The organism is Micromonospora sp. WMMC250 (genome assembly GCF_027460215.1).
GTDB lineage: Bacteria > Actinomycetota > Actinomycetes > Mycobacteriales > Micromonosporaceae > Micromonospora > Micromonospora taraxaci.
Genome location: NZ_JAPZBJ010000002.1, coordinates 5,957,678 through 5,975,622 on the forward strand (window position 1 = coordinate 5,957,678; position 17,945 = coordinate 5,975,622).

Annotated in this window: 18 protein-coding genes; 8 read left to right on the top strand and 10 right to left on the bottom strand. The window is 71.3% G+C overall.

What is annotated here, in order from left to right; all coding sequences use genetic code 11:
- Nucleotide 1: 1 nt before the first annotated feature.
- From O3438_RS27010 to O3438_RS27020, 3 genes are read right to left on the bottom strand one after another with little or no spacing between them, the layout of a single operon-like run.
- Complete coding sequence (locus O3438_RS27010; protein ID WP_269682454.1) at nucleotides 2-886, bottom strand: ABC transporter permease; 885 nt, start codon at nucleotides 884-886, stop codon at nucleotides 2-4.
- Nucleotides 876-1,655 (bottom strand): ABC transporter ATP-binding protein, encoded by a 780-nt coding sequence (locus O3438_RS27015; RefSeq protein WP_269682455.1) that lies wholly within the window; start codon nucleotides 1,653-1,655, stop codon nucleotides 876-878. The genes O3438_RS27010 and O3438_RS27015 overlap by 11 nt, the downstream gene beginning before the upstream one ends.
- Complete coding sequence (locus O3438_RS27020) at nucleotides 1,652-2,719, bottom strand: ABC transporter substrate-binding protein (RefSeq protein ID WP_269682456.1); 1,068 nt, start codon at nucleotides 2,717-2,719, stop codon at nucleotides 1,652-1,654. Before O3438_RS27020 ends, O3438_RS27015 begins: the two co-directional genes overlap by 4 nt.
- Nucleotides 2,720-2,893: 174 nt before the next feature.
- On the opposite strand from O3438_RS27020, the gene O3438_RS27025 reads away from it, so the two are divergent.
- The 4 genes from O3438_RS27025 to nudC are packed head-to-tail and all read left to right on the top strand — an operon-like array spanning nucleotide 2,894 to nucleotide 7,620.
- On the top strand, nucleotides 2,894-4,009 hold the full coding sequence (locus O3438_RS27025; RefSeq protein ID WP_269682457.1) for an LLM class flavin-dependent oxidoreductase: 1,116 nt from the start codon (nucleotides 2,894-2,896) through the stop codon (nucleotides 4,007-4,009).
- Nucleotides 4,010-4,019: 10 nt separating this feature from the next.
- Complete coding sequence (locus tag O3438_RS27030) at nucleotides 4,020-5,327, top strand: M16 family metallopeptidase (RefSeq protein WP_269682458.1); 1,308 nt, start codon at nucleotides 4,020-4,022, stop codon at nucleotides 5,325-5,327.
- Entirely contained in the window at nucleotides 5,324-6,664 is a 1,341-nt protein-coding gene (locus O3438_RS27035) for a M16 family metallopeptidase (protein WP_269682459.1), read from the top strand. Before O3438_RS27030 ends, O3438_RS27035 begins: the two co-directional genes overlap by 4 nt.
- Nucleotides 6,661-7,620, top strand: a complete 960-nt coding sequence (gene nudC / locus O3438_RS27040) for an NAD(+) diphosphatase (protein ID WP_269682460.1) — start codon at nucleotides 6,661-6,663, stop codon at nucleotides 7,618-7,620. The genes O3438_RS27035 and nudC overlap by 4 nt, the downstream gene beginning before the upstream one ends.
- Nucleotides 7,621-7,748: 128 nt before the next feature.
- On the opposite strand, the gene O3438_RS27045 is transcribed toward nudC, so the two are convergent.
- The 3 genes from O3438_RS27045 to O3438_RS27055 all read right to left on the bottom strand — a co-directional run bounded on the left by O3438_RS27045 (nucleotide 7,749) and on the right by O3438_RS27055 (nucleotide 9,531).
- A complete protein-coding gene (locus tag O3438_RS27045; protein WP_145779079.1) occupies nucleotides 7,749-8,024 on the bottom strand; it encodes a hypothetical protein in 276 nt (91 codons plus the stop codon).
- 212 nt (nucleotides 8,025-8,236) lie between these two features.
- On the bottom strand, nucleotides 8,237-8,476 hold the full coding sequence (locus O3438_RS27050; RefSeq protein WP_269682461.1) for a DUF397 domain-containing protein: 240 nt from the start codon (nucleotides 8,474-8,476) through the stop codon (nucleotides 8,237-8,239).
- Nucleotides 8,477-8,550: 74 nt separating this feature from the next.
- Nucleotides 8,551-9,531, bottom strand: a complete 981-nt coding sequence (locus tag O3438_RS27055) for a helix-turn-helix domain-containing protein (protein WP_269682462.1) — start codon at nucleotides 9,529-9,531, stop codon at nucleotides 8,551-8,553.
- Between the two features lie 217 nt (nucleotides 9,532-9,748).
- Between O3438_RS27055 and O3438_RS27060 the strand changes: the two genes are divergently transcribed.
- Nucleotides 9,749-11,035 (top strand): MFS transporter, encoded by a 1,287-nt coding sequence (locus O3438_RS27060; RefSeq protein WP_332367470.1) that lies wholly within the window; start codon nucleotides 9,749-9,751, stop codon nucleotides 11,033-11,035.
- A 67-nt stretch (nucleotides 11,036-11,102) separates the two neighbouring features.
- Here O3438_RS27060 and O3438_RS27065 read toward each other — a convergent pair whose 3' ends face one another.
- Nucleotides 11,103-11,345, bottom strand: a complete 243-nt coding sequence (locus tag O3438_RS27065) for a mycoredoxin (protein ID WP_088991393.1) — start codon at nucleotides 11,343-11,345, stop codon at nucleotides 11,103-11,105.
- A 92-nt stretch (nucleotides 11,346-11,437) separates the two neighbouring features.
- On the opposite strand from O3438_RS27065, the gene O3438_RS27070 reads away from it, so the two are divergent.
- The 3 genes from O3438_RS27070 to O3438_RS27080 all read left to right on the top strand — a co-directional run bounded on the left by O3438_RS27070 (nucleotide 11,438) and on the right by O3438_RS27080 (nucleotide 14,472).
- Nucleotides 11,438-13,603, top strand: a complete 2,166-nt coding sequence (locus O3438_RS27070; RefSeq protein ID WP_269682464.1) for an ATP-dependent DNA helicase UvrD2 — start codon at nucleotides 11,438-11,440, stop codon at nucleotides 13,601-13,603.
- Between the two features lie 155 nt (nucleotides 13,604-13,758).
- Nucleotides 13,759-13,977: a hypothetical protein gene (locus O3438_RS27075; RefSeq protein ID WP_423438032.1), complete on the top strand. Its 219-nt coding sequence runs from the start codon at nucleotides 13,759-13,761 to the stop codon at nucleotides 13,975-13,977.
- 129 nt (nucleotides 13,978-14,106) lie between these two features.
- Nucleotides 14,107-14,472: a WhiB family transcriptional regulator gene (locus O3438_RS27080; protein WP_269682466.1), complete on the top strand. Its 366-nt coding sequence runs from the start codon at nucleotides 14,107-14,109 to the stop codon at nucleotides 14,470-14,472.
- A 293-nt stretch (nucleotides 14,473-14,765) separates the two neighbouring features.
- Here the strand turns inward: O3438_RS27080 and O3438_RS27085 are convergent, their stop codons facing one another.
- From O3438_RS27085 to O3438_RS27095, 3 genes are all read right to left on the bottom strand, one after another.
- On the bottom strand, nucleotides 14,766-16,112 hold the full coding sequence (locus O3438_RS27085; RefSeq protein WP_269682467.1) for an ABC1 kinase family protein: 1,347 nt from the start codon (nucleotides 16,110-16,112) through the stop codon (nucleotides 14,766-14,768).
- Complete coding sequence (locus O3438_RS27090; RefSeq protein ID WP_269682468.1) at nucleotides 16,109-17,221, bottom strand: hypothetical protein; 1,113 nt, start codon at nucleotides 17,219-17,221, stop codon at nucleotides 16,109-16,111. Before O3438_RS27090 ends, O3438_RS27085 begins: the two co-directional genes overlap by 4 nt.
- Nucleotides 17,222-17,430: 209 nt before the next feature.
- Nucleotides 17,431-17,601 carry a DUF5679 domain-containing protein gene (locus O3438_RS27095; protein WP_167457767.1) on the bottom strand — a complete coding sequence of 57 codons (171 nt, stop codon included), beginning with the start codon at nucleotides 17,599-17,601 and terminating at the stop codon, nucleotides 17,431-17,433.
- Between the last annotated feature and the right edge of the window lie 344 nt (nucleotides 17,602-17,945).

Sequence of the window (17,945 nt, forward strand, 5' to 3'; positions counted from 1 at the left end):
GTCAGTTGCCCGCCTGGTCGAGCACGCCCCAGCGTCGCCGGATCGCCTTGTCGGCCGCGCCGAAGGCGGCATCCACGCCGAGCCCGAGCACCAGGATGACGATCATCGTGGAGAGCAGCCAGGGCGCGTCGGACAACTCTCTGGAGTAGGTCAGCTGTGCGCCGAGCGAGGTCTGCGAGATGCCGACCACGATCAGTTCGCCGGCCATCAGGCTGCGCCAGGAGAACGCCCACCCCTGCTTGAGCCCGGCGACGATCGCCGGCAGGGCGGCCGGAGCGATGACGTACCGGTACAGGTTGAGCCCCCGGGCGCCCAGGTTGCGACCGGCGCGCAGCAGCAGTGGCGGCACGTAGTCCACACCGGAGATCACCCCGTTGGCGATGGACGGAGCGGCGCCGAGCACCACCACGAAGAAGATCGCCTTCTCGCTCAGCTCGAACAGCAGGATGGCCAGCGGGAACCACGCGATCGACGGCATGGTCTGCAACGCCGTGATCATCGAGCCGATGGCGGCGCGGAGCACCTTCGACCGGGCCACCGCCAACCCCAGCAGCAGGCCGACCGCGACCGAGAAGACGTAGCCGACGGCGGCCCGGCGCAGGGTGGTGAGCAGACCCTCCCAGAGCTGCGGGCCCTGGGCCTGGGCGACCAGCTCACGGCCGACCTCCAGCGGCCCGGGCAGGGAGTACGGCGGCTTCCAGCCCGACCAGACCACCACCTGCCAGGCCGCGATGGCGATGGCCAGCGCCGCCAACTTCGGCCAGGTGGCCGCCCAGATCCGGGCACCTCGGGTGATCTCCGTGTCCCGTCCGGCGATCTCCAGCGCGTCCAGGCCGGAGATCTGCGCGTCGGTGCGCGCGGCACTGGTCAGCGTGTCATTGGCCATGGCGGCCCACCTCCGTACGGAGCCGCTCGGTGACGTCGGCGGCGATGGCGGCGACCTCGGGGGAGTCGATCCGTCGGGGGCGCGGGATGTCCACCTTCGTGGAGTAGATGATCCGGCCGGGGCGGCTGGAGAGCAGGATGATGCGGTCGGCCAGGCGGGCGGCCTCGCGGACGTTGTGCGTCACGAAGAGCACCGAGAGATTGCGTTCGGACCAGATGCGTTCCAGCTCGTCGTGCAGGATGTCCCGGGTCATCGCGTCCAACGCGCCGAACGGCTCGTCCATCAGCAGCACCGGGGTGTCCAGGGCCAGCGTGCGGGCCAGCGCGACGCGTTGGCGCATTCCGCCGGAGAGCTCGTGGGGGCGCTTGCGGCCGAAGTCGGCCAGGTGCACCGTACGCAGGAGCTCGGCGATCCGCTCGCGCCGCTCGGTCCGGGGCAGTCGGCGCAGCTTCAGCGGCACCTCCACGTTGCCGTCGACGGTCAGCCAGGGAAACAGCGCCGGCTCCTGGAACATCAGCCCCGGGTTGGTGTCACCGTGGAGCGTGATCTGCCCGCCGCTGGGCCGGTCCAGGCCGGCGACCAGGTTCAGCAGGGTGCTCTTGCCGCAGCCGGAGGCACCGACCAGGCAGACGAACTCGCCGGGTGCGACGTCCAGCGACACACCGTCGAGGGCCAGGACGGCGTTCGCCCCGCGCCCGTACACCTTGGTCACGCCGGAGAGCGCGACCGCTGTGGTCGCGCCCTGCGGCGTCGTCGTGGTCGACGTCATGGCTGGACGACCTCGGGCTTGCCGGCGGCCTTGAGCGCGTTGTTCAGGTACTTCAGGTCGTACAGGCCGTTGAGGTCGACCGGCTCGGTCAGCTTGACGTCGACGGCGTGGTCGAGACCGGCCTTGAGCGAGGTCGCGATCGGGTCGTTGGTGAACTCCAACGTCGGCCACGCCTGCTTGATGAGCTTCAGGTCCAGCGGCTTTCCGGTGATCTTCCCGATCGCGTCGGAGATGGCCTGCTGGGCCTCCTCGGGCTTGCTGTTGACGAACTCGTTCGCGGCGACCTGGCCGTCGACCAGCTTCTGCACGACGTCCGGGTGCGCCTTGAGGAACTTGGTGCTGACCAGCAGGTTGGTGATGACGAACTTCTTGTCCGGCCACAGGTCGCGCTCGTCGACGAGCACCTTGCCGCCGGCGTTGACGAGGCGGGAGACGAACGGCTCGGGCACCCAGGCGCCGTCGATCGCGCCGCTGTTGAACGTCTCGACCGTCTGGGCGTTCTCCTGCGGCACGATCTTGACGTCGCCGCCACCCTCCTTCGTGGTGGTCAGCCCCTGCTGCTTCAGCCAGTAGCGGATCGCCACGTCCTGGGTGTTGCCCAGCTGCGGGGTGGCGATCTTCTTGCCCTTGAGGTCCTGCACGCCGCTGATGGCGGGCTTGACCACCAGGGCCACGCCGCCGGAGGCCGCGCCGGAGACGACCCGGACGGCCTCACCCTTGGACTTGGAGAAGGCGTTCACCGTCGGGTTCGGACCGATGTAGGTGGCGTCCAGCGCGCCGGAGAAGACGGCCTCGATGGCGGCCGGCCCGGCGTTGAAGGTCTTCGGGTCCAGTTTGACGTTCGCGCCGAGCTTCTCGGCGAAGATGCCCTTTTCCACGCCGACGACAGCCGGCGCGTGGGTGATGTTGGGGAAGTAGCCGAGGCGCAGCGTCACCGGGCCGGAGCTTCCGCTCGCGCCCTTGCTGTCGTCGTCGCCGCACGCGGCGGTGCTGCCCAGGGTCGCCGCGCCGACCACGGCGAGGGTGGCCAGCGTGACCATCCGGCGCAGGGGGGACCGTGTCATCGTCCATCCAATCCGCAGTATTCCTACTTAGTTGGTAGGAAGACTGGGGCAGGCTGCGGTCAGCGTCAAGACCCATCCACATGGCGGGATTCAGCGTCTCAGTTATGTCGGTATTTCCTACCAGTTTGCTAGGGTAGCCGACACTCGGGGATCGACCAGAGAGGCAACTCCGCGATGACCTTCCACTGGTTCCTGCCCACCTCCGGCGACGGCGACCAGGTCGGCGCCGCCACCGTCACCGCAGGCGCCGCCCGACACGACCGGGCCGCCACAGTGGCCTACCTCGCCGAGGTCGGCCGGGCCGCCGAGACGCACGGATTCACCGCCGTGCTCACGCCCGTCGGCGCCGGCTGCCCCGACCCGTGGATCGTCTGCGCGGCGGTCGCCCAGCACACCGAGCGGCTCGGCATGCTGGTCGCCGTCCGCGCCGGCTTCGCGCTGCCCACCCTGATCGCCCAGCAGGCCGAGGCGTTCCAGGCCGTCTCCGGAGGCCGGCTGTCGCTCAACATCGTGACCGGCGGCGACCCGACCGAGCAGCGGGCGTACGGCGACTTCCTCGGACACGACGACCGCTACGCCCGCACCGGCGAGTTCATCGAGGTGCTCCGCCGCGCCTGGGCCGGCCGGCCCTTCGACTACGCCGGAAGCCACTACCGCGTCGACGGCGGTGGCCTGGCCACCCCGCTCGCCGAGACGCCTCCGGTCTACTTCGGTGGCGCGTCCCCGGCGGCCGAGACGGTGGCCGCCCGACAGGCCGACGTGTACCTGATGTGGGGCGAGCCGCCGGCGGCCGTCGCGGCCCGGACCGCCCGGATCAGGGCGCTCGCCGCCGAGCACGGCCGCACCCCGCGCACCGGCCTGCGGCTGCACGTCATCGCCCGGCCCACCAGCGCCGAGGCGTGGGCCGAGGCCGACCGGCTGCTGGCCGGGATGGGCCCGGAGCGGATCGCCGCCGCCCAGGCCCGGTTCCGCCGGATGGACTCGGTGGGCCAGGCCCGGATGGCCGCGCTCAACGCCGGCCGCACCGACGGGCTCACCGTCGCGCCGAACCTCTGGGCCGGCGTCGGCCTGGTCCGCGAGGGCGCCGGCACCGCGCTGGTCGGCAGCTACGCCGAGGTGGCGGCCCGGATCGACGAGTACGCGTCGCTCGGCGTCGACGAGTTCGTCCTCTCCGGCTGGCCGCACCGCGAGGAGGCCGAGCGGGTCGGCGCCGAGGTCCTGCCGCTGGTCACCGCTTCGGTAGCGGCGGCTCCGGGTAGGTCGCAGGTGGTGGGGGTGCCGACGCGCTAGGGTCGATCCCGTGGCGCGGAGATCCAGAATTCCAGCGACGAAGTATCCGGTCGAGCGGTTCACCCTCGACAACGGCCTGCGGGTGGTGCTCACCCCTGATCGCAGCGCCCCGGTGATCGGGGTGGCGGTCGTCTACGACGTCGGCATCCGTTCCGAGCCGGAGGGCCGCACCGGCTTCGCCCACCTCTTCGAGCACCTGATGTTCCAGGGCTCGGAGAACCTGGAGAAGCTGGCCCACTTCCGGCACGTGCAGGGTGCGGGTGGCACCTTCAACGGGTCCACCCACCTGGACTACACCGACTACTTCGAGACGCTGCCGAGCAACGCGTTGGAACGGGCGCTGTTCCTGGAGGCGGACCGGATGCGTGGCCCCCGGCTGACCGAGGAGAACCTGCGCAACCAGGTCGACGTGGTCAAGGAGGAGATCCGGGTCAACGTCCTCAACCGGCCGTACGGCGGTTTCCCCTGGCTGACCCTCCCGCCGGTCATGTTCGACACGTTCCCGAACGCGCACGACGGCTACGGCTCCTTCGACGACCTGGAGTCGGCGACCGTCGCCGACGCCGCGGACTTCTTCCGCCGCTACTACGCCAGCGGCAACGCGGTCCTGGCCGTCAGCGGCGACATCGACGTGGCCGAGGCGACCGAGCTGGTCACCAGGCACTTCGGGGACGTGCCGGCCCGGCTGGCGCCGCGACGACCCGACTTCACCGAGCCCGACCTGACCACGGAGCGGCGCACCTCGTACACCGATGCCCTCGCCCCGCTGCCTGCGGTGGCCGGCGCCTGGCGTGTGCCCGATCCGATCAGCGACTTCGCCGGCTACCTGCCGTACGTGGTGCTGGCCGAGGTGCTCACCGACGGCGACGCCTCGCGGCTGGTCGAACGACTCGTGCAGCGCGACCGCATGGTGACCAGCCTCGGTGGATACCTCGGCTTCATGGGCGACCCGTTCGACGTCCGTGACCCCACCGCCCTGCTGTTGCAGGCGCACCTGCCGCCCGGAGGCGACGTGGACAAGGTGCTGCGCACCATCGACGAGGAGCTGGACCGGCTGGCCACCGACGGGCTGACCGACGGTGAGCTGGACCGCACCCAGGCCCGTATGGCGACGCACCTGTTGCGCGACACCGACGCGGTGCTCGGCCGCGCGCTGCGGATGGCCGTGCTGGAACAGCAGCGCGGCGAACCGGGCCTGCTCAACGAGTTGCCACGGTTGGTCGGCGAGGTCACCGAGGAGCAGGTCCGGGCCGCCGCGGCCACCCTGCGGCCGGAGCGTCGCGCCGCGATCGAGGTCATCGCCGGTGGTGCCCGATGACCGGGACTGTCGCCGCCGCGCCGCGCACGTTGCCCCCGCTGGGGCCGACCCGCAAGCTCAAGGTGCCCAAGCAGGCCGAGCGCACGCTGCGCAACGGCCTCACCGTGATCGCCGTACGCCGGCCCGCCGTGCCCCTGGTCGAGTTGCGGCTCTGGGTGCCGTTCGGGCGGGTCCACCTGGCCCGGGGGGCGATGCTCTCGCAGACGATGCTCTCCGGCACCGAGTCGATGACGAGCGTGCAGCTCGCCGCCGAGTTGCAGAAGGTGGGTGGCGGGCTGTCCGCGGGCGTCGACCCGGACCGGCTGATGCTCTCCGGCGCTGGGCTGGTCACCGGCCTCGACCGGATGCTGGAGCTGCTGGCCGACGTGCTGACCAGCGCCAACTACCCGAGCGACGAGGTCGCCACCGAACGGGACCGACTGGTCGACCGGATCCAGGTGGCGCAGAGTCAGCCGGCGCACCTGGCCCGGGAGGCGCTGCTGAAGCGGGTCTACGGCCGGCACCCGTACGCGACGCAGACCCCGGAACCGGGGCAGATCCGAGCCGTCCGACCGGCGGCGCTGCGCACCCTGCACGCGGAGCGGGTCCATCCTTCTGGCGCGCAGTTGGTGCTGGTCGGCGACGTGCAGCCGGAGAAGGCGTTGGACGCGGCCGAGCGGGCGCTCGGCGGCTGGGCGGGCGCCGGGCGGATCGCCGAACTGCCGGCCACCCCACCGTTGGAGCCGGGGCCCCTGCTGCTGGTCGACCGGCCCGGTTCGGTGCAGTCCTCGCTGCGGATCGCGCTTCCGGCGGTGTCCCGCACCGACCCCGACCACGCCGCGCTGCAACTGGCCAACCTGATCTTCGGCGGCTACTTCTCCTCCCGCTGGGTGGAGAACATCCGCGAGGACAAGGGCTACACGTACGGCCCGCACTCGGGCATCGAGCACTCCGTGGCCGGGTCGGTGCTGGTCGCCTCCGCCGAGGTGGCCACCGAGGTCACCGGCCCGGCCCTGCTGGAGACCACGTACGAGTTGGGCCGGCTGGCGTCACTGCCGCCGAAGCCCGAGGAGTTGGAGCAGGCGCGCCAGTACGCCCTGGGCACCCTCCAGCTCGGCATGTCCACCCAGGCCGGATTGGCGGCGCTGACCAGCGCGTACGCGGGCAACGGGCTGCGCCTGGACTTCCTCGCCGAGTACGCGGCGAGGTTGGCGAAGGCGAGCATCGACGACGTCGCGCGGGTGGGCGCGAGGTACCTGGCACCGGCGCGGGCGGCGGTGGTGGTGCTCGGTGACGCGGAGCGGGTGACCCCGGGTCTGGCCGCGCTGACCACTGTCCACACCGAGCCGGCAGCGTGAGCGGGGAGGCGTCCCCGCCGTTGGCGCGATCTACGCTGGACCGGGCGGCACACCGGCGGGGTGACGCGCAGTGGCTGACCGAGGCGTGGCTGCGTGCACGGGTGTTGCTGCTCGACTCGACCGCCGACGGTCGGACGCTGGCCCGCACCGACGCGTCGCCTCCGGCTCTGGTGCTGTTCGGTGCGGCCGATGTGCCGGCCGGTTCCGAGTCGACGGCGATGTTCCTCGGTGTCGAGCCGGACGGGGTGCCGGTCTTCGCTGTCGACGCCCCGCTGCCGGCGGTACCGGGGACCCGGGCGGTCAACCTGCGCGAGGTGGGTCACCTGCTGGCCGACCGCGAGGCGGGCATCTTCACCACCGCGTTGGCGCTGCTCAACTGGCACACCCGGCACGGTTACTCGACGAGCACCGGGGCGCCGACCGCGATGGACGAGGCCGGTTGGTCCCGGGTGGACCGCAACGGTGGGCGGATCTGGCCGCGTACCGACCCGGCGATGATCGTTCTGGTGCACGACGACGTGACCGGCCCGGACGGGCGTTGTCTGCTTGGCAACAACGCCAGTTGGCCGGGCACTCCCGGCGGCCGGCGCTACTCCTGCCTGGCCGGTTATGTCGAGCCGGGCGAGTCGGCCGAGGCCGCCGTCCTGCGCGAGGTCCGCGAGGAGGTGGGCATCGAGGTCGAGCGCATCGGGTACGTGGGCAGCCAGGCATGGCCGTTCCCGGGCTCGCTGATGCTGGGTTTCCTGGCCACCGCCAACCCTGATGATCCGGTGCGGGTCGACCCGTCCGAGATCGCGTACGCCAGGTGGTTCTCGCGTCGCGAGATCGGGGCGGCCCTGGCCGGAAAGACGGTGGACGTGGGCGACGGTGCGCAGTTGATCCTGCCGCCACCGTCGTCGATCGCGTTGTTCCTCATCCACCGCTGGCTGGACGGTTGGGTGGACGCCGACAGGTGAGGCGCGGTCCCGACCCGTGGCCGCCGTTGCCGCGACGGTCACGGGCCGGGAACACGTGCCGTCGTGGTCGGTGGGTGCGAGAAACGCGGCGGGGGAGCCGGTCCGACCACGACGGACGTCTTGTCGAATCAGGTGCCGGTGGGCCCCGGTCTGTGTCGGAAGGCGGCTCGGGGTTCGGCCAGCGGCAGAACCTTGACCCGTTGCTTACCGGCGCGGACCGCGCCGACCGTGGCGAGGGCGCGGGCCAGCAGGAGCGCGGCGTCCCGGTCTTCGGCGTGCACGATCTGCCGTCGCGGCTCGGGCGTGGTCGTCTCGTCGCGAAGTCGGTGGCCGTCTGCCCAGGCAGCGGCGATGTCCCCGTCGGCGACGGCGCGGATGTCGGTGCGAACGATCAGGAACCGCATGAGGGTCTCCGGATGAACCGCGACGAATGAGCTTGTGTGGAAGTTCCACGTACCCGAGGGCCATGTTACGCCCCGTGTTCGTCCCAGCAACTGAAACGCGCCTATCGGTTTCGAGCGTCGTCCGATCGGCGGATGCTGCTCAGCGGGCTCGTGGACCGCTACGACGACGGGGCCGCCGGCAGCACGCCGACGGCCCCGTACCAGTCACCGGATCAGTTCAGATCGAACTGTCCCTTCTTCGCACCGCTGATGAAACCGAGCCATCCCGCACGGTTGAACAGCAGCACCGGACCGCCTCGGTCCTTGCTGTCCCGCAGCGCGACGGCCGACGGGCCGGTGCCGAGCGGGGCGACCTCCACGCAGTTGGAGGTCTGGCTGCGCGTGCTGGTACGCCACGGGGCATCCGCCAACGAGTGGGCGGTGACGGACGGCGTGTTGTGGATGTCGTTCATGGTTCTGCTCCTGATGTGAAGCGATCCGATGGGACGAGTGGTGCCGCACGTCCCGACGGAGGGTCCCCCGTGGATCACCGGTCCGTCAGCCGCCCCGAATCCCGGCGGCGTTGGGTCGGCGCCGTTGCCGGCCCGAACGCCACTGTGGATGGGGGCACCGCCTCGGTCAGCCGTCCCGTCGCCTCGATCAGCCAGGAGAGGGTGTCCGAGGCGTTTAGTGCCGCCGTGCATAGCCACTCGAACACCACTTTATAGCGATTTAGCGTGATTGCCTCGGTCGACATGACATCAGTGAAGCCACCTTCGATCGCGAGCGTCTCCGGATCGAGGGGGTCGGCGAACCGGTAGACCGAGAACGCGGTCGGCGGGAGGTACCAGTTGCCGATCTGGGTGTCCCGCAGCAGCACGTGCAGCGTGACGTTCGGCAGCAGGGCCAACTCGCAGAGCTGGAGCAACTGCTCGTGCAGCACCTCGGGTGGCCCGGCGCGGCGGCCGAGGGCCGCCTCCTCCAGTACTGCCGTGTAACGGGGCGCGTACGGCTCACGGGTCAGCAGCGACTGGCGGGCCAGCCGTGCCTGCACCTCGGTATCCGGCTCGTCGTCGGGCTCCGGTTCGCCGGCGCCCTCGCCCACCTGCCGGGCCGAGACGATCCGGACCTGGGCATAGCCCGGGGTCTGCAGCAGGCCGGGCACCAGCGTCGGGTTGTACTCGCAGATCTCCGCGCAGCCCGCCTCCAACTCGGCCCAGCTGCGCTGCTGCTGCGTCATCACCGGGAAGTTCTTCAGCCAGCCGCGCATGTCGCCGGCCTCGCTGGTGATGCCGAGCAACTCGTCGTGCACCGCCTGGTCGGCGCCGTAGAGATCAAGCAGGTCGCCGACGTCCTGCGGGTCCGGTCGGCTGCGGCCATTCTCCAGTCGCGACAATTTGGATGCGGAGGCCCAACCGATACGCTCGATTACCTGGTCACCGGTGAGGCCCGCGGCTTCCCGCAGGCGACGCAACTCGACGCCCAACCGGCGACGACGCAGGATCGGGCTGGGTGCGGCAGGAGGCACAGTGTCCTCTTTCCCGTCGACCGCCGCAGACGCGACGGTAACTGTATGAAATTCGCCCCCCACGGTCAGTATGGACGGCGCGGCCGACGTCGGAGGTTCCCGGCGGGGGCGTGTCTTACGAAAATCGGACCACGGGAATGCCAGACGACGACGGACCCGCGGTCGCGGCCCGTCGACCTCGCCCACCCTGGGCACGCCATCCCGCCGGAGGGACCCCATGCGCACCGTCCTGCGCCGACCCGACTTCCGCCTGCTCTTCGGTGGCCTGCTGGCGAGCATGACCGCCGAGTCGATCCTGCTGCTCGCGCTCGCCATCTGGGTCAAGGATCTGACCGGCTCGAACGGGCTGGCCGGCGCGACCATCTTCGCCGTCATCGCGCCGATGATGCTGGCGCCGCTGATCGGCTGGTTCGTCGACAGGTACCCGCGCCGGCCGTTCTTCGTGGCCGCGAACGTGGTCACCGCCGCCCTGCTCACCCCCCTGTTCACCGTCCGGGACGCGGGGGACGTCTGGGTCGTCTACCTGGTGGCCGCCCTGTACGGACTGTCGTCCATCACGCTCGGCGCGGCGCTCAGCGGCCTCATCCGGGAGTTGGTGCCGGTCGAACTGCTGGCCGAGGCGAACGGCCTGTTGCAGACCGTACGCCAGGGGATGCGGTTGATCGGCCCGCTGGCCGGCGCGGCGCTCTACGCGGCGCTCGGCGGGTGGGCGTTGGCCGGGATCGGGGTCGTCGGATTTCTGACCGCCGCGGTGGTGGTCACCGCCCTGCCCGCTCCACGGCACGCGCCGTCGACCGTGCGGCTGCGCTGGCCGGCCGAGCTGGGTGCCGGTCTGCGGCACCTGGCCGGCGAGCCGGCCCTGCGCCGGGCCCTGCTCGGGTACGGGCTGGGCTCACTGGTGATGGGCTTCAGCGAGTCGCTCATCTTCGCCTACGTCGACCAAGGGCTGAACCGGGACGCCGCGTTCGTCGGCGTGCTGGTCACCGTGCAGGGCGTGGGCGGGCTGCTCGGTGGGCTCTGCTCACCGGCGCTGATCCGCAGGCTCGGCGAGGTCGGCACGCTGGCCGCCGGGGTGGCCTTCTTCTCTCCGGCCGCGCTGGCGCTCGCGTACCCCGATATCCGGCTCGGGTTCGCGGCCGTGCTGCTGGCCGGCGTCTCGATCCCGCTGACGATGGTCGGGCTGCACACACTGATCCAGCGTCGGACCCCGCCCACGCTTGTCGGCCGGGTCGCCGCGGCCACCCAGGCGGTGGTCAGCGGGCCGCAGGCGTTCTCCATCGGAGCGGGCGCACTGCTGGTCGGGTTCCTGGACTACCGGGTGCTGTTCGCGCTGGTCGGGCTGGCCACCCTGGTCGCCGGCACGTACCTCTGGCGGGGCCGGCACCTGAGCACCCCGGCCGGCAGTCGCCGACCGGAGCCGACCCGTCCGGTGCTCCCGGCGCCCCGCCGTTCGGCCGAGGACGCCGCCGGTCGATCCGGTGCCCACCGGCCCTCGCCACGCTGACCCGTCCGGGCACACGACGAGCGGCCGCCCCGGGGAGGGAGCGGCCGCTCGTCGATGGTCTGACCGGTCAGGCGGAGAGGGACTCGAGGTGCTGCTTGACCTGGTTGATCGAGGGATTCGTCAGGGCGCTGCCGTCGTCGAAGCGCAGGGTCGGCACCGTCTGGTTACCGCCGTTGACGCTCATCACGAACTCCGCGGCCTTCGGGTCCTGCTCGATGTCGACCACCTCGTAACCGATGCCCTCCCGGTCGAGCTGCGACTTCAGCCGGTGGCAGTAGCCGCACCAGGGGGTGGAATACATCGTCAACATCGTCGGATCCTCCAACTCCTCCGGCCGCGGCTTGCCGATCAAGCCGAGGCTGTTCGCTGCAACGCTGCGGGTAGCTGAGATGATTCCTGGTTGTGGCGGTTCACTCAGCGTCGGAACAGGTGCTCGCCGGGCTGGACCCGGAGCAACGCTCCGCCGTGACCGCTCCCGCCGGCCCGGTCTGCATCCTGGCCGGCGCGGGCACCGGCAAGACCCGGGCGATCACCTCCCGGATCGCCCACCGGGCACTCAGCGGTCAGATATCCCCCCGGCACGTTCTCGCGGTCACCTTCACCGCCCGCGCCGCCGCCGAGATGCGACACCGTCTCACTCTGCTCGGGGCGCAGGGTGTCCAGGCGCGGACGTTCCACGCGGCCGCGTTGCGGCAGGTGCGGTACTTCGCACCCCGACTGCTGGCCGGTCGCGCCATGCCCGAGCTGCTGGACAGCAAGGTGCGACTCGTCACCCTCGCCGCAGCCCGGGTCGGCCTGCGCGCCGACCGTGCCGCCGCCCGCGACCTGGCCGGCGAGATCGAGTGGGCGAAGTCGTCGCTGGTCGAGCCGGCGGACTACGTGGTGTCCGCCGCCCGGGCGTTGCGCGACACCCCGCACGAGCCGGCGAAGGTGGCCGACGTGTTCACCGCGTACGAACAGCTCAAGCGGTCGAACGGCGTGATCGACTTCGAGGACATGCTGCGTGCCGCGGTGTGGGGCATCGAGGAGCACCCGGACGTCGGCGAGCAGGTCCGCGGCCAGTACCGGCACTTCGTCGTCGACGAGTACCAGGACGTCAACCCACTCCAGCAGCGGCTGCTCGACGCCTGGCTCGGCGGTCGCGACGACCTGACGGTGGTCGGCGACGCCAGCCAGACGATCTACTCGTTCACCGGGGCGACCTCGGCGTACCTGGTCGACTTCCCGCGCCGGCACCGCAACGCCACTGTCGTGCGGCTGGTTCGCGACTACCGTTCCACCCCGCAGGTGGTCGGGCTGGCCAACGCGGTGATCTCCCAGGCCCGAGGCACCGAGGCGCGGCTGCGCCTGGAGTTGAGCGGGCAGCGCCCACCTGGCCCCGAACCCGACCTGCGGATCTTCACCGACGAGCCGGCCGAGGCGAACGCCGTGGCCGCCCGCTGCCGGGCGCTGATCGACGCGGGCACCCCGGCGAAGGAGATCGCCGTGCTGTTCCGGGTCAACGCGCAGTCCGAGGCGTACGAGAAGGCGCTCACCGAGGCCTCGGTGCCGTACGTCGTACAGGGCGCGGAGCGGTTCTTCGAGCGGGCCGAGGTACGCCAGGCGATGGTCGCGTTGCGCGCCGCCACGCGGTCCATCCCCGGCGAGACGCCGCTGCCGGCCGCCGTCGTCGAGGCGCTCACCGCAGTCGGCTGGTCCCCGGACGCGCCCCCGGCCGGCGGCGCCGCCCGAGAACGTTGGGAGGCGCTGTCCGCGCTGGTCCAGCTCTCCGAGGAGTACGCGGCCAGCCCCGAGGTGGTGCCGATCGGCGAGGCCGCGTCGGTGGAACGCCAGGTCACCCTCTTCGACTTCACCGAGGAGCTGGCCCGCCGCGCGGCCCAGCAGCACGTACCGACGGTGGACGGGGTGACCCTCGCGTCGCTGCACTCGGCCAAAGGGCTGGAGTGGGACGCCGTGTTCCTGATCGGCCTCGCCGAGGGCACCCTGCCCACCACGTACGCCAAGACCGTCGAACAGGTCGAGGAGGAGCGTCGGCTGCTCTACGTCGGGATCACCCGCGCGCGGGAGTGGCTCTGGCTGTCGTACGCCGCCGCACGCTCGCCGGGCGGACGGGCCCGGCGGCCGTCGCGTTTCCTGCCCCAGTTGGACCGCTCCGGCGGCACCGAGCGGGCGGCGGGTGGCACCGGTCCGACCCGCCGGGCCGAACGGCGGCGGACGCAGATCGTCTCCTGCCGGATCTGTGGCGCCACCCTGCTCGCCGGACCGGACCGCAAGCTGGGTCGATGCCCCACCTGCCCGTCCGACATCGACGACGAGCTGCACGAACGGCTGCGCGAGTGGCGGCAGCGGGTGGCCGCGGCGCAGAAGGTGCCCGCGTACGTGGTCTTCACCGACGCGACGCTCATCGCGCTGGCCGAGCGGCGGCCCGGACGGTCCGAGGAGCTGATCGCCATCGCCGGCATCGGCCCCCGCAAACTGGGCCTTTACGGAGATTCGGTGCTGGCCCTGGTGGGGGGCGCGGGGGTGGACGACGTCTGCCCGGAGAAAACTTTCGAAATCTCGTCGTAAATTCGTTTGCCCTCGCCCCGGCGCGAGGAATAGCCTCAGAACACACCACGCGAGCGGCGCCATTCCGGCTGCTCACGGGGGTTGGTTCAGTCGAGTCGAGGAACGTGAGGGAGGTGGCACCCGTGGAGATCTTCACCTATGAGCGTCTGGCGGCGATGCCGTCTGTCCACGCTCCGCTGTCGGCTGTCCGGGTGGCCCTCACGGCCACCGCACGACCGTCGGTTCCGCAGGTGCACCAGGTTCAGGCCGAGCTGACCCTGACCGTCGCGCCCGTCGGAGTCGAGGGGACCAGTGGCTTCACGGGCAATGGCATCCGGGTCGCCAAGAAGCGCATGGATGTCCGCGGCGTTCCACCTCGAGGTAAACCGGTCTGACCATCAGACACCGGCTCACCTCGAGGCCGCGGAACCCGTAACCGGGATCCGCGGCCTCAATTTTTTGCCCGCCGTAAGTACGTCGGAATGCGATCCACGAGATCGAAGTGAGAGAGAGGTGACCGGGAGATGAGTCTGGCGTTGGCCCCCCTCGACATGAGCGTCGAGTTGGAGGCGAACCTGCCCTGCCGGAAGTTCGACCCCGACCTGTGGTTCTCCGACTCGCCCACCGAGCTTGAGCTGGCCAAGTCACTCTGCGGGGACTGCCCGCTGCGTGTCGAGTGCCTGGCTGGAGCCGTTGAGCGAGCGGAGCCGTGGGGCGTCTGGGGCGGCGAGATCTTCGAGCGTGGCGCGGTCGTCCCGCGCAAGCGGCCCCGTGGCCGTCCGCGTAAGGAGGACGTCGCCCGTGACGCCGAGCTTCGGGTCGAGGCCGAGGCGCGACTGGCGGCCAGTGGGCTGTCCGACGTGCGTGGCGCGGTCCGGCTGGCAGCCTGACATGTTCCCGTTCCGTACCAACTACGCCGGTGTCACACCGGCAGTGAGAGAGAAGACGATGTTCAACGTCCCGAGTGGAGCCTTCGAGATGCAACTACTCAACGAAGCGTTGTCCCGGGCTCGAATGCGCCGGCCTCAGGCCGGTCGTACCACCACGAGCACTGAGGCAACCCGATCCGCCCGTACCGTCGCCATGAACAGCCGCAACCAGACGGCGCGCGACCTGGGCGTTCTCTAGTACCACTCCACGCAGAAGGGCGGGTGCCGGTCGGCACCCGCCCTTCGTCACGTCGTCAGGCGACCGGCGCGAAGCCGGGCAGCCAGCGTTCCAGGATGCTGCGGTACGGGGCCTTCGCCTCCAACTGGCACAGCACACCGATCGACCCGAGCGTCACCCGGTGGATCAGCAGGTACGACGGCGGCAGGTTGAGCTGCCTGCTCAGCTGGTACGTGGGGGAGCGAGGGCTGGCCAGTCGGCCTGCCTCGGCCCGCAGCCAGGCCCGAGTGAACCGGAACCCGTCCGCCGCGATGGGCTCCAGCATCGGACGGATGAAGTCGAGCACGCCCTCGGCGTCGATCACCTCGGCGGAGCCGATGAAGCCCTCCGAGCGAAGCCCCGCCACCACCTCGTCGGCGTCGCCGCGCAGGGCGGTCGCGGCGATGCGGCCGATCGGCTCCGGCGTGCCCTCCGGCATCCGGGCCACCGCACCGAAATCGATCACCCCGAGTCTGCCGTCGGGCAGCAGCCGGAAGTTGCCCGGGTGCGGGTCGGCGTGCAACAACCCGGCACGCTGCGGCGCGGAGAGGTGCAGGGTGGCCATCAACCGGCCCGCCTCGTCCCGCTCCTCCTCGGTGCCCTCCCGGATGATGTCGGCCAGCGGGGTGCCCGTCACCCATTCGGTGACCAGCACCCGGGGCGCCGCGTTGACCACCTTCGGGATGTAGATCTCCGGGTCGTCGGCGTACGCGGCCGCGAAGGCTCGCTGCGACTCGGCCTCCAGTTCGTAGTCCAGTTCCTCGGTGATCCGCTCGCGCAGCTCGGCCAGGAGCGGCTTGACGTCCAGGCCGGGTTGGATGGCCCGGAACATCCCGCCCAGGCGGGAGAGCTGCTTGAGGTCGGCGAGCAGGGCGTCGCCGGCACCCGGATATTGGATCTTCACGGCGACGTCGCGGCTGTTCGGCGTACCGGACTCGTCGAAGCCCGGCTCCCGCCACCGGGCCCGGTGCACCTGGCCGATGCTGGCGGCGGCGGCGGGAGTGTCGTTGAACTCGACGAACAGGTCGCGCCAGTCGGGGCCGAGCTGCTCGGCGAGCACCTTGTGCACGCTTGCCGCCGGCAGCGGTGGCGCCGCCTCCTGGAGCTTCGTGAGCGCCTGACGGTAGGGCGCGGCAATTTCCTCCGGCAGCGCCGCTTCGAACACCGACAGCGCCTGACCGAACTTCATCGCCCCGCCCTTGAGCTGGCCCAACACGCTGAACAGCTGCTCGGCGGTGCGCTGTTGGATCTCCGCGGAGATCACGTCGGAGGCGAGCCCGGTGACGCGCTTTCCCATGCCGAGGACTGTCCGGCCGGCGAAGCCGAGCGGTAGGGCGGCGAGCTTGGCGGTGCGGGACACGGCGCGGCGCGGGATGTCGGTCACACGGTCATTGTTACCGACCGGAGGGCTCCGCTGCTGGTCTGCGGCCGGGCTGGTGCGGACACCCGGCCCCGCGAGCACTCACACGCGGGATGTGGCGGCCACCCTCGGCGGCGGAAACCGCCCGCACCGGTGATCTCCATGGCGCCACCCAGCGTTTCGGGCTGACCGCCGTCGAGCTGCCTCAGCGCCTCGGCCAGCGCGTACCCGACGGCGGCGAGCAACGTGCTGGTCGCACCGGCGGCGACCGGATCGGAGGCGGCGAGCTGAGCGGCGAGCCGCGGCCAGTCCGGGTCGCGGTCGGCCCGGTGCAGCTCGACGCAGTGCAGGCAGGGCCCGGCGGGTGGGCGGACCAGCGGCCCGACGACCGGTACGCCCTCGCGAAGAGTGACCAGGAGGTGTGCCTGCCGCCGCTGGGCGTGACCGGCGGCGAGCAGCGCGGGTGGCCGGTCCGTGCCGAGTTGGATCACCAGGTCCACCCGGCCACCCCGGACCGGACGGGTGCCGGTGCCCGGCGCGACGCGGTCGACAGCGTCGCGTACGGCAGGTGTCAGCGGGTGGCCCAGCTCGACGGCGGGGATGCCGGTGCCGACCAGGTCGACGGGGCGTACCGGGCCGGTGAGCTGGGGGATCACCTGTCCGACGCCGGCCTGGGCCAGCGCCACCGCCAACGGCGCACCGAGCGCCCCGGCGCCGGTGAGCGCGACCCGGGCGGTCCGCCTCCGCCGCAGGACCTGTGCGGGGGTGCCGGGCAGTCGGGCAGCGGTCAGGGCCAGGGCTCCGGCCTCCGCCGTCAGCCGGGCGCGAACCGGGCCGGCGAGGTCACGGGGGAGCAGGCTGTGCGCGGGCACCAGCAGGCCGGCCGTACGCAGGGCGTCGAGCAGCGTACGCGCCTCGTGGGCGGTGACCTGGACGGTGGCCGCCTGCGCCAGCACGGTGCGCTCGCTGCGGGTGCCGTCGATGAGGTCGAGCAGGTGAGCGGCTCGGGGGTTGGCCAGCTCCAGCAGCACGGCAAGCCCCGGCCCGACGCCGAGTTGCAGGGTGTGCCGGTCCCGCCAGAGCCGGTTGAGGCCGGGCAGCAGTGTGGGGCGGGGCAGTGGAGTGCGACTCATGGTCGCTGATCGTGACCGCATCTTCGCGTTCGGTCGATCGTTGTCCACAGGCACCCGGCCCTCTGTCCAGGGTTATCCACAGGCTTCGGCGGGTTTTCCACAGCCCGACGGGGCGGCTGTCAGTCACCCGACACCTGGACGAGAGCACCCTCGGACGGCAACGGGGGCGGGGTGGCCGTCGGCCACCCCGCCCCCGTCAGTCGCACGGGTCAGACCTTGGCCTTACCCAGGATGCGGTTCACTGTTGTCCCGCACACCGGACACTTGCCCTTGGCCATGTTCATTCCGGTCTTCGAGACCTCGACGTGCCCCTCGAAGTCCCGCTTCTCCTTGCACTTCACGCAGTAACCGTTGTAGGTCGTCTGGGCCTGGTCGGCCACGGTGCCCTCCTCGTCTCGTCCGCCGGTCGATGCCGTCCCGGCGGGGGTGCCCGGCGGCGGGCCACACGGGGCGCCGGCGCTGGGTCTCACTCCGCGGCCACCTTCGTGACCGCTGGTCCGCGGACCCTACCCAGGTCTGGGCAGTTCCATGTCAGCTGTGCATCGACACTGTGAGCTAGTCGACGTCGAGAGTGTGCATGGCGAAATAGGTCGGATAAGTCAGTTTGGCGGGGACACGCCGACCAAACCCTCACAGCCACCCGTGCGGGTGCCCCCGAGGCCGCATCCAGGACGGTGATCACCTACGGTGAGAAGGCGTCGCGTAAGGCCGCCATCGGCGTTCA

Excerpts from the sequence above, each read along its gene's own strand:
- O3438_RS27080 (WP_269682466.1), top strand. The coding sequence starts at position 14,107 with ATGAGTCTGGCGTTGGCCCCCCTCGACATGAGCGTCGAGTTGGAGGCG.
- O3438_RS27065 (WP_088991393.1), bottom strand. The coding sequence starts at position 11,345 with ATGTTGACGATGTATTCCACCCCCTGGTGCGGCTACTGCCACCGGCTG.
- O3438_RS27015 (WP_269682455.1), bottom strand. The coding sequence starts at position 1,655 with ATGACGTCGACCACGACGACGCCGCAGGGCGCGACCACAGCGGTCGCG.
- O3438_RS27035 (WP_269682459.1), top strand. The coding sequence starts at position 5,324 with ATGACCGGGACTGTCGCCGCCGCGCCGCGCACGTTGCCCCCGCTGGGG.
- O3438_RS27050 (WP_269682461.1), bottom strand. The coding sequence starts at position 8,476 with ATGAACGACATCCACAACACGCCGTCCGTCACCGCCCACTCGTTGGCG.
- O3438_RS27075 (WP_423438032.1), top strand. The coding sequence starts at position 13,759 with ATGCCGTCTGTCCACGCTCCGCTGTCGGCTGTCCGGGTGGCCCTCACG.
- O3438_RS27045 (WP_145779079.1), bottom strand. The coding sequence starts at position 8,024 with ATGCGGTTCCTGATCGTTCGCACCGACATCCGCGCCGTCGCCGACGGG.
- O3438_RS27020 (WP_269682456.1), bottom strand. The coding sequence starts at position 2,719 with ATGACACGGTCCCCCCTGCGCCGGATGGTCACGCTGGCCACCCTCGCC.
- O3438_RS27090 (WP_269682468.1), bottom strand. The coding sequence starts at position 17,221 with ATGAGTCGCACTCCACTGCCCCGCCCCACACTGCTGCCCGGCCTCAAC.
- O3438_RS27010 (WP_269682454.1), bottom strand. The coding sequence starts at position 886 with ATGGCCAATGACACGCTGACCAGTGCCGCGCGCACCGACGCGCAGATC.
- O3438_RS27060 (WP_332367470.1), top strand. The coding sequence starts at position 9,749 with ATGCGCACCGTCCTGCGCCGACCCGACTTCCGCCTGCTCTTCGGTGGC.
- O3438_RS27025 (WP_269682457.1), top strand. The coding sequence starts at position 2,894 with ATGACCTTCCACTGGTTCCTGCCCACCTCCGGCGACGGCGACCAGGTC.